The following is an 8641-nucleotide window of genomic DNA, read 5'->3' on the forward strand; positions in this document are numbered from 1 at the left end:
ACGCTGGGCTATGGCCAACTGGCGGATTTTCCACATCAGAAAAAACAGAAACGAGCCGCCGAGCACCAGGGGCAGCATGAGATCTGTCATTTGCGCCCGCCAGACAGCCTCGGGCGAGAGATAGGGGAAATTGAAGGAATCAACGAAAAACGCCACGGCAATGAAGAATGCCGTACCGGCAGCGGTGACAGCGATCACCCTGCCCCAGCTCGTCGGCGACAGATCGAGCTTCATTGCGTTCCACTCCGTTAGCCGTCGCTACTATGACGTACCAACGCAAACAAAATGATAAGACTTTCCGTTCAATTCGATATCGACAGGCCTGGCGCGAATGGAAGCATCGCCTCGGAGTCAGCGGCTTTGCGGCAGGACCACCCTTGCCCGCAGGCCGGCGCCGGGCGCGCGCGACAGACCGAGACTTCCGCCATAGAGTTCCACGAGTTCAGCGGCAATCGGCAGGCCGAAGCCATGACCAGGCGTCGCCTCGTCGATGCGGCGTCCTGGCCGCATCACCTCCGGCATCGCCGTCGCGTCGAGACCAGGACCGTCATCATCGATATCGATGATGACGCGGCTATCGTCGGTGTTTGCCGAAACAGTGACGCGCGAGCGTGCCCATTTGCAGGCATTGTCGAGCAGATTGCCGAGGATCTCGTCGAAATCCTGCGTCTCGGTTGCGACCACAACGTCGGAGGCTGCAGAGACGTCGAAGGTCACGCCACGTTCACGATGGACATTGGCCATCATGCCAGTGAGGTCGGAGAGCCTTTCGGCGACGTTGGTGCTGGCACGGGCGGGGCCGCTCAGCGCCGCGGCCCGCGCGCGGGCCAGATGATGGCGGATCAGCCGCTCCATCAATTCGAGCTGGGCGCGCATTGCGGCRACATCGGCGCCAGGGACGGCCCGAGCCATGGCACCGGCCGGTCGCTTCTCCAGCGCCAGGCCTAGCGCCGCGAGCGGTGTCTTCAGGCCGTGCGCCAGATTGGCGACATGACGCCTGGCGCGCGCCAGACCCTCGGCATTGTCGGCCAGCAGACTGTTGACCTCCTCGACCAACGGCAGGATTTCGCTGGGCTGGTCGGTGGAAATCGCGCTGCGCCTGCCGGCGCGGATGTCGGCCAGCCCCGCGCGCAGGCTGGTGAGCGGACGCAGACCGAGCCGCACCTGTGCCAGCATGGCGCCAACCAGCAGAAGCCCCAGCACCGCCAGCGCCAGCGCCAGCGGCAGCAGCGCATCACGCAGCGGCCCATAGATGGCGCGATAGGGCGCTGTCGCAGCCACTGCCACCGCCTCCGAGCCGACCGGCACATCGAGGATGCGCCAATGCAAGGTCTGGCCATCGGCCCCCGCGCCATCGGCTGACCTTGGGCGGCCGAGCGAACGCAGTGCCCCGAACAGATCCGGCAGGCCGGGGAGATTATCGAAGCGACCGGGATGTACCGGCGGCAGCTTCATGGCGGCGTGGCCGGCAAGCGAGGCCGAAACAATTTCGCCGTCCGGCCCGACCACCTGCCACGTCCAGCCCGAGCCCGGGCGGTCGAAAGGCGGCCCGTTCAACGCCGATGTAACCGTAAGCCTGCCGTCGCCATCGCGCTGCACGGAAGCCGCGACCGCAAAGATCTGGCCGTCCAGCCGCTGGTCGATCTGGGAGATGATGAAGCGCTGCAGAATGAAAGCGATGGCGATGCCGGCAAGCAAAAGTGCCGCAACAATGGCGATAATTGCCGCCAGCCTCAGCCTGCCCGCCAGCGAACGCGGGATCAGTCTCATGTCGCGCCCGCGGTCAGCCGGTAGCCGAGACCGCGCACCGTCTCGATATGCTGGTGGCCGATCTTGCGGCGTAACCTGGCGACGATCACTTCCAGCGAATTGGAATCGACCTCGGCGTCACCGTCATAGACGCGGTCGAGCAGATCGGTGCGCGTCACCACGATCTCCTTGCGCAGGATCAGGCTGGACAGCACGCGCCATTCGAGCCCGGTCAGTTTCAGCGGCAGGCCATCGAGCTCGAAAGTGCCGAGTTGCGCGTCGAAATTCAGCGGGCCGCAGGCAATTTTCGTCTGGGCATGGCCGGCCGCCCTGCGCACCAGCGCGCGGAGCCGCATGATCAGCTCTTCGGCCCGGAACGGCTTGGTGAGGTAGTCGTCGGCACCTGCCTTGAAGCCCTCGACCTTTTCCGACCAGCCGTCGCGCGCCGTCAGGATCAGCACCGGCAGGTTGCGCCCTGCCGCGCGCCAGGCCTTGAGCACCGCCTTGCCCTCGACCCTGGGCAGGCCAAGATCGAGAACGGCGACGTCATAGGTGCCGGTATCGCCGAGATGCTGGCCATCCTCGCCGTTGCGGGCAATGTCGACAACGAAATTCTCGCCGCGCAGCGCCTCGCCCAACTGGCTGGCGATCGATCCGTCGTCCTCGACGAGCAGCACCTTCATTGCGTTGATTTTCCCGTATGCGCCTTGACGCCGGCTCCTAGGCCCGCGGGCTTAACTGAAGCTGAACGGCCTGGTTCAGGCTCGGTTCCTGTCACCCGGCTAAAACGGTTGCCATTCCACCACAACAGAAAGGCGACCACGATGATCGACACCCCAGAAACCGCCGACACGGCGACAGCCGGACCACCGGCCACAGAACGCAGACGGCCCTACCTGACCGGCCTGTTCGCCGCCGGATTGATCGCCTTCGGCCTGGTTGCCGGCGGCGCCGTCACGATGCTTGCAGCACCACGCGACAGCGTCGTGCTGATGCAGCCGACAAGCATCGCCGCGCTTTCGCCCTACAGCACCGTCGCCGTTAAAGGCAAAGTCGCCGAGATCTTCGGGAACAAGTTCGTCATCGACGACGGCAGCGGCCGCGCACTGGTCGAAACCGGCCGGCGCGGCGAAGGTGGCACGTTGGTCGCCGCAGGCGAGACTCTGACTGTGCAGGGCCATTTCGACGACGGCTTCATCCATGGTGACTTGCTCGTCCATGCCGACGGCCGCGCCGAGAGCCTGCGACCCCCGAGACCGGGTCCGCGTGGCCTGCTCGACCGGATGCACGGGCCCGATGTCAATACGGTCGCTCCGGGCGTGCCCGGCTGACCCCACCCCGCCCCCTCAAGATAAGGAAACAGACATGAAGAAACTTGCCCTGGCAGGCCTTGCCCTGACCTTGATGGCCTCGGCTGCCTTTGCTCAAGCCGATGTGCCGCCTCCGCCGCCTCAGGCTGCAGTCGATTCCGCGGCTGCCGACAATGCGCCACCGCCTCCGCCCCCACCGGGCCCGGACGGCATGCGCGATCGCCACGGACCGCCGCATGGCCGCGAAGCTGGCCCACCGCCACCGCCGCCATCGAAGGCAGCTCATTTTCGGCTGCGGCGTGGCGACGTCGAGATCGACGCCAAATGCGCTGACGACGAGACCATGAAGGCCTGTGCCGACACGGCTTCACAATTGATCGACAAACTGGCGACGCTGCCGCGCTAGCGCCGCACACTAAAGGACGGCCGCTCAGAAGGCGGCCGTTCGGATTTCGCAGTTTGAAAGCTTGGACCGTTGGCTGATGGACCGGTCGCTGTCAGGTGGGCTCAGCCAGCACGTTGACAACAAATGATGCCGCGATCAGGTCATCGGCATCAAGGCGTAGAGAGCCCTCACCGCCTCCCATGATGGCGGCGACCTTGTGGAAGGTCTTCATCTCATGTTCGGATATTTCGGCATCCTGCATTTTGGCCTTGAGTTCAGCGATACGCCGCCCCAAGGCAGGGGACGTTCCAATTTCACGTTTCGACATGGCCTGGTTTTCTCCTCCCCCAACCCGCTTGTTTTGCCCCGCCCCATCCGCCAGCCACATCGTCCTTCTTATGAGGCACCGCGAATACAAGGCCCCGAACGCCTCATAGGGGCTAAGGTTCCAATCCCGGCAGATCACGAAATAATTACGGGCCGCCCGCGGACTTTCTATTGCCCGGCCATCAGCACCAGCGTCGAAACAGAGTTCCGAGCCTCAACCCGCTTCAGGCACCGACCCGGAATGTTCGGCGTCGCGGTCGCGCATTCCTTGTCAGTGACCACAACGGATTCATTGGGCTGGACGTCGGCGGCTTGAGTCGCCGTGGATGCGAAAAGAACCGTCTGCGTTATCAGCGCCGAGAAGACGGCAACCTGGAACAGCACGGCGGCGAAGGCGATTTTCTTGAGCATGCGAGGCAACGCGCTGGCGGGCATCAGGTTCCCGCTGGTCATGTCTCGCGGCGCAAACCGACACCGTGCTGAAACCACAACATATGTCCTGCGCTACCAAAATTATTGGCGATCCCGACAGGATTCGAACCTGTGACCATCGGCTTAGAAGGCCGGTGCTCTATCCAGCTGAGCTACGGGACCACTGGCCGGCCCCAGGGGCCGGCTGGATATCTGGCGCTGGCCGCCGTTCAATGCGTCCAGGGCGTCCTGCGGTCATAGCGGAAATTCTCCGCATAGGAAATCTGGCGACGCTTGGTCTCTTTCGGCTCCTCAACGCGGAAGGCAAGCCCTTCCTTYTCGGCGTAAGCCACGGCCTCTTCCCGCGTGTCGAAGGTCAGCCTGATCTGGCTTCTCATGTCTCCCGACGTCGTATAGCCCATCAACGGATCGATCTTCTTGCGCATTTCGGGGTCGAATTCCAGCACCCAATGGCCGGTCTTGGCCTTGCCGGACTGCATAGCGGTTTTGGCTGGGCTGAAAATGCGCGCGGACATGGCCACCTCATTGTTGTGCAAGGCAGCATCGCCACCCTTCGCCCGTCATTACTGCGCAATGCGCATGGCGGCAAGGTTTTTGCACTTGCTATGTAACTCCGAAATGAATAGGCAACAGACCGTTCGGAGTGTAGCGCAGGCTGGTAGCGCATCTGGTTTGGGACCAGAGGGTCGGGAGTTCGAATCTCTCCACTCCGACCATCCGCTCGAAAATGCAGTATCGATAGTGGCCTGGCCGCCTTGCGGCATGGCGCTGGTGACTGGCGTCGGGCTGCAACGCAGCAACTCGAGGGTTATCGCCGCGCGACAGGATTCTCAAAGTAGGGTTTGCTTCCAGCACCTAAGCTTCATCAATTCTAGCTCGCATCCGCCGCAATTGCCGGCTTACACTCCCGCAGACGGGGGATAGAAGATGCTTGGGATCGATRCGTGGGTGTCGCTGTTCGGGCCAGCATACTTTGCCTACGCTGGCGTGACGGTTCCATTCATGGTGGCGTGGGCCATCGCTTGTGCGGCGCTGGCGACATGGAACAATCGCGAGAGCCGCAGACAGGCCAGGCTGGCGCCGGGCACAACCGCCTCCCGTTCCTGGGCTGTCAGTATCGGAATTTTTGTGCTGGTCGCAGCCTGCTATGTTGCCGCTCATTCGGCCGTTTATCTGCTCGTCCGACATTTCGTCAGAATGTGGCTCTGAGATTGGCCAAGCTCACCGGCCGATAACGGTGCACTTGAAGGCAAGCTCGCCGGGCGAGAACCCCAAACCTCATTCCCGGCGAGCCTACAACCTGATTTGGAACGCAATCAGGACCGGGGTCAGCCGGCAAGGCTTGTGTAGCAAGATGGATGCCAGCTGTTGTTTCCCGAAATGGCAAAGGGCAGTCCGTTTGCCGGCCGTCTGCACGTCGAGTTTCTCTAAATCTCGAACTCGCGCTRACCCTCATCCATGGCGCTGACCGTTTCGGCGGCAAGCACCCGCGTGATCGGCGTCTTGCGCTCGAGCGCGGTGCGATCGAGCCGATCGACCACGCGCATGGCTGTAGCCAGCGAGCGTTCGATGCGCCGCACCAGATACTGCACGACATGCGGTTCGACCTCGACCTGGCGGTCGGCGAACAGTTTGGTGATAACACCGGCGAGCAGGAGGTCATCGGGCTCGTGGATCTCGACCGTCGCCGCCGCCTTCAGCCGTGAGGCCAGATCGGGCAGCGAGACGCCCCAGGCGGAGGGAAAACGCCGTGCGGTCAACAGCAGCGTCGAGCCGGCACCGCGCACCGCGTTGATCAGATGGAACAGGCCTTGTTCGTCGATCGCGCGCGTATCGACATCGTCGATCAGTGCCGGCCGGGTACCGAGACTGGCGATGCTGTCGCCAATGCGCCCGGCGTCGACAGCCATTGCGTTGGCGCGGGCACGCCAGATGGCGGCCAGATGCGTCTTGCCGGAACCGGCTGGACCTGCCAGCACCACCACCGGCGACGGCCAGTCCGGCCAGCGGTCGACCAATGCCGCCGCCTGGTTGTTGGTGCCGGAGACGACGAGCTCGTCGCGCGAATAGCCGGTGCCGTGGCCGAGATCGAGCGGCAGCTGGCGCGGCGGATCGGTTTTTTGGGCAGTCACTTCAGCGACGCGGTTGCGAGCGGTGGCCGCCGCCGCGATCGGCCGGCAACGGCGGTACGGGCTCCGTCGCGTGGCCCTTGTAGAGCGGCGATTCCAGATAGCGAGCGATAGCGAAGCGCACCAGAACGGCGACGGCGGCGGAAGCCGGCACGGCAATCAACAGGCCGACAAAACCGAACAGCGCGCCAAAAGCGAACAGCGCGAACATCAACCATACCGGATGCAGGCCGACGCTTTTGCCGACCAGCCTGGGCTGCAGGATGTTGCCTTCGATAAACTGGCCGATGAAGAAGACCACCGCGACGGCAACGATCATCGTCCAATCGGGCCAGAACTGGACGAAGGCGACGCCGACGGCCAGCACGAGACCGGTCAGCGAGCCGACATAGGGGATGAACGAGATCAGCCCGGCGAACAGGCCGATGAGGATGGCGAAGTTCAACCCGGTCAGCGTCAGGCCGGTGGCGTACATGGCGCCCAGCACCAGGCAGAGCGTGCCCTGGCCGCGCACGAAGCCGGCGGTCGCCGTGTTGATGTCGCGCGCAATGGCGCGCACGGTCGCGACGTTGTCGCGCGGCACCCAGCTGTCGATGACCGCAACCATGCGATCCCAGTCGAGCAGCATGTAGAAGGCGACGACCGGCGTCACCACGAACAGGCTGACCACCGAGACCAGCGCCATGCCGGAACTCCACAGTGAGGTGAAGACCGTGGTGATCAGGCCGAAGCCGGAGGTCAGCAGTGAATTCAACCCGTCGCGCAAGCCGTTGGCGTTGACGCCGAACTTCTGTTCCAGCCATTTCGGATCAAAGGAGGTGATCAGGCTCTGCAGCCGGGTCAGATATTCCGGCAGTTTGCCGGCGAAATCCGCCATCTGCGTCGCCAGCACCGGAATGAGGATGACGAAGGCCAGCACCAGCACGATGAGGAAGGTGATGAGGATAACCACCGTCGCCATGAAACGCGACAGGCCGAGCCGCTGCAGCCGGTCGGCGACGGGATCGAGGAAATAGGCGAGCACCATGCCGGCGACGAAGGGCAGCAGGATGTCGCTGAACAAATAGAGAAAAAGGGCGAGCAGGGCCGCGCCAGCCACCCAAAACGAGATCTGCCGGCGGAACACGGAGGCCGCGGCAAGATCGGCAGCCGCAGCCTCGATCACCGCCGCTTCTTTCTCAGATGTCCGGATTGGAGCCTTCGCCATAGCCGCTCATATGCCTCAGCCAAGCCACGAGATAGGCCGCGGCCGAAGCCACGGTCAAGACCCCGGACAGCAATATGAGGGCTGGCCGCAGCGGGTCGAGGTGCACGGCAAAGGCAAGTTCCCCCAGCACSACYGCCGCCAGCACGATCTGGATGGYGGTGTTGGCCTTCGAYACSARMAGCGGCTTSAYCTCSACCGGRTGGGCCATSACKGTGGACARSASGACSGCGCAGACGATCAGSSCRTCGCGCGACACCATGGTGACGACCAGCCACARCGGCARCTSSCCGATGAAGCCCAKGACSACGAACACMGARACCARMAGSAGCTTGTCGGCCATCGGRTCGAGATAGGCGCCRAGCYTSGAMTGCTGGTTGAAACGGCGGGCRATGAAGCCGTCGACGCCATCCGAGACGCCGGCAATAACGAAGCCGGCAAAAGCCCAGTCCCAGCGCGCCTGCAGCATCGCCAGCACCACGGCGGGCACGAGAAGAAGGCGCAGAATGGTGATTAGGTTGGGGATGGTCAAATGCTCGGCCCGTCCTCTCAGGTCAGGGATAGATGATGGAGATAGGGAGGCGCCGCAAGTTTCTTGCCACGCAATTCGGCCGTCACGGTGTTCGCTGCGAATGTCGGAAATGCTATCCACGCTTTTGTCGGGCCGAAAGGCGCTCGGATCCGCCGTTATCCTTGCCCCCCGAAACCATTCATGCGAAGAGCCCGCAAACGAGCAGGAAAATTGCGATGAGCAAGCGCGACACAAGCCAGCCCAAAGCGGGCCAGCCCAAAGCGGGCCAGCCCAAAACGAGCAAGCGCAGGAACGGGCTCACCTATGCCGAGGCGGGCGTCGATATCGATGCCGGCAATCTCATGGTCGAGAAGATCAAGCCGCTGGTCCGCGCCACGCGCCGGCCGGGCGCGGATGGCGAGATCGGCGGTTTCGGCGGCCTGTTCGACCTCAAGGCTGCCGGCTTCACCGATCCCGTGCTGGTCGCGGCCAATGACGGCGTCGGCACCAAGCTCAAGATCGCCATCGATGCCGGCAAGCACGACACAATCGGCATCGACCTCGTCGCCATGTGCGTCAACGACATCGTCGTAC

Annotated in this window: 11 protein-coding genes, 2 tRNA genes and 2 pseudogenes; 5 read left to right on the forward strand and 10 right to left on the reverse strand. The window is 63.5% G+C overall.

Annotated elements, in window-relative coordinates; genetic code table 11:
• The 3 genes and pseudogenes from AC1DX0_RS26060 to AC1DX0_RS26070 all read right to left on the reverse strand — a co-directional run.
• Nucleotides 1-234, reverse strand: a pseudogene (locus AC1DX0_RS26060) (GGDEF domain-containing protein); the annotation flags it as partial.
• A gap of 117 nt (nucleotides 235-351) precedes the next feature.
• Nucleotides 352-1770: a sensor histidine kinase gene (locus AC1DX0_RS26065; protein ID WP_477219291.1), complete on the reverse strand. Its 1419-nt coding sequence runs from the start codon at nucleotides 1768-1770 to the stop codon at nucleotides 352-354.
• Entirely contained in the window at nucleotides 1767-2432 is a 666-nt protein-coding gene (locus tag AC1DX0_RS26070) for a response regulator transcription factor (RefSeq protein WP_477219292.1), read from the reverse strand. The genes AC1DX0_RS26065 and AC1DX0_RS26070 overlap by 4 nt, the downstream gene beginning before the upstream one ends.
• A gap of 141 nt (nucleotides 2433-2573) precedes the next feature.
• Between AC1DX0_RS26070 and AC1DX0_RS26075 the strand changes: the two genes are divergently transcribed.
• On the forward strand, nucleotides 2574-3080 hold the full coding sequence (locus AC1DX0_RS26075) for a hypothetical protein (protein WP_477219293.1): 507 nt from the start codon (nucleotides 2574-2576) through the stop codon (nucleotides 3078-3080).
• Between the two features lie 34 nt (nucleotides 3081-3114).
• Nucleotides 3115-3465 carry a hypothetical protein gene (locus AC1DX0_RS26080; protein WP_477219294.1) on the forward strand — a complete coding sequence of 117 codons (351 nt, stop codon included), beginning with the start codon at nucleotides 3115-3117 and terminating at the stop codon, nucleotides 3463-3465.
• Nucleotides 3466-3556: 91 nt separating this feature from the next.
• Here the strand turns inward: AC1DX0_RS26080 and AC1DX0_RS26085 are convergent, their stop codons facing one another.
• The 4 genes from AC1DX0_RS26085 to AC1DX0_RS26100 form a co-directional block, all read right to left on the reverse strand.
• Nucleotides 3557-3772: a hypothetical protein gene (locus AC1DX0_RS26085; protein ID WP_477219295.1), complete on the reverse strand. Its 216-nt coding sequence runs from the start codon at nucleotides 3770-3772 to the stop codon at nucleotides 3557-3559.
• Nucleotides 3773-3939: 167 nt separating this feature from the next.
• Nucleotides 3940-4206, reverse strand: coding sequence for a hypothetical protein (locus AC1DX0_RS26090; protein ID WP_477219296.1), 267 nt, complete (start codon nucleotides 4204-4206; stop codon nucleotides 3940-3942).
• Between the two features lie 82 nt (nucleotides 4207-4288).
• Nucleotides 4289-4365: transfer RNA gene (locus tag AC1DX0_RS26095), tRNA-Arg, on the reverse strand.
• 47 nt (nucleotides 4366-4412) lie between these two features.
• Complete coding sequence (locus tag AC1DX0_RS26100) at nucleotides 4413-4718, reverse strand: ETC complex I subunit (protein WP_015318428.1); 306 nt, start codon at nucleotides 4716-4718, stop codon at nucleotides 4413-4415.
• Between the two features lie 124 nt (nucleotides 4719-4842).
• Here AC1DX0_RS26100 and AC1DX0_RS26105 point away from each other — a divergent pair.
• Both AC1DX0_RS26105 and AC1DX0_RS26110 read left to right on the forward strand, forming a co-directional pair.
• Nucleotides 4843-4919 (forward strand) — tRNA-Pro (locus AC1DX0_RS26105).
• A 211-nt stretch (nucleotides 4920-5130) separates the two neighbouring features.
• Nucleotides 5131-5412: a hypothetical protein gene (locus tag AC1DX0_RS26110; RefSeq protein ID WP_477357331.1), complete on the forward strand. Its 282-nt coding sequence runs from the start codon at nucleotides 5131-5133 to the stop codon at nucleotides 5410-5412.
• 218 nt (nucleotides 5413-5630) lie between these two features.
• On the opposite strand, the gene hdaA is transcribed toward AC1DX0_RS26110, so the two are convergent.
• From hdaA to AC1DX0_RS26125, 3 genes are read right to left on the reverse strand one after another with little or no spacing between them, the layout of a single operon-like run.
• On the reverse strand, nucleotides 5631-6335 hold the full coding sequence (gene hdaA, locus AC1DX0_RS26115; protein ID WP_477357333.1) for a DnaA regulatory inactivator HdaA: 705 nt from the start codon (nucleotides 6333-6335) through the stop codon (nucleotides 5631-5633).
• A 1-nt stretch (nucleotide 6336) separates the two neighbouring features.
• Entirely contained in the window at nucleotides 6337-7539 is a 1203-nt protein-coding gene (locus AC1DX0_RS26120; RefSeq protein WP_477219299.1) for an AI-2E family transporter, read from the reverse strand.
• The gene (locus tag AC1DX0_RS26125) at nucleotides 7511-8068 is read right to left on the reverse strand and encodes a CDP-alcohol phosphatidyltransferase family protein (protein ID WP_477357335.1); all 558 of its coding nucleotides are present in this window, start codon (nucleotides 8066-8068) and stop codon (nucleotides 7511-7513) included. Before AC1DX0_RS26125 ends, AC1DX0_RS26120 begins: the two co-directional genes overlap by 29 nt.
• A 215-nt stretch (nucleotides 8069-8283) precedes the next feature.
• On the opposite strand from AC1DX0_RS26125, the pseudogene AC1DX0_RS26130 reads away from it, so the two are divergent.
• A pseudogene (locus AC1DX0_RS26130) lies at nucleotides 8284-8641 on the forward strand (phosphoribosylformylglycinamidine cyclo-ligase); the annotation flags it as partial.

This window comes from Mesorhizobium sp. P3_A9 (assembly GCF_056402975.1).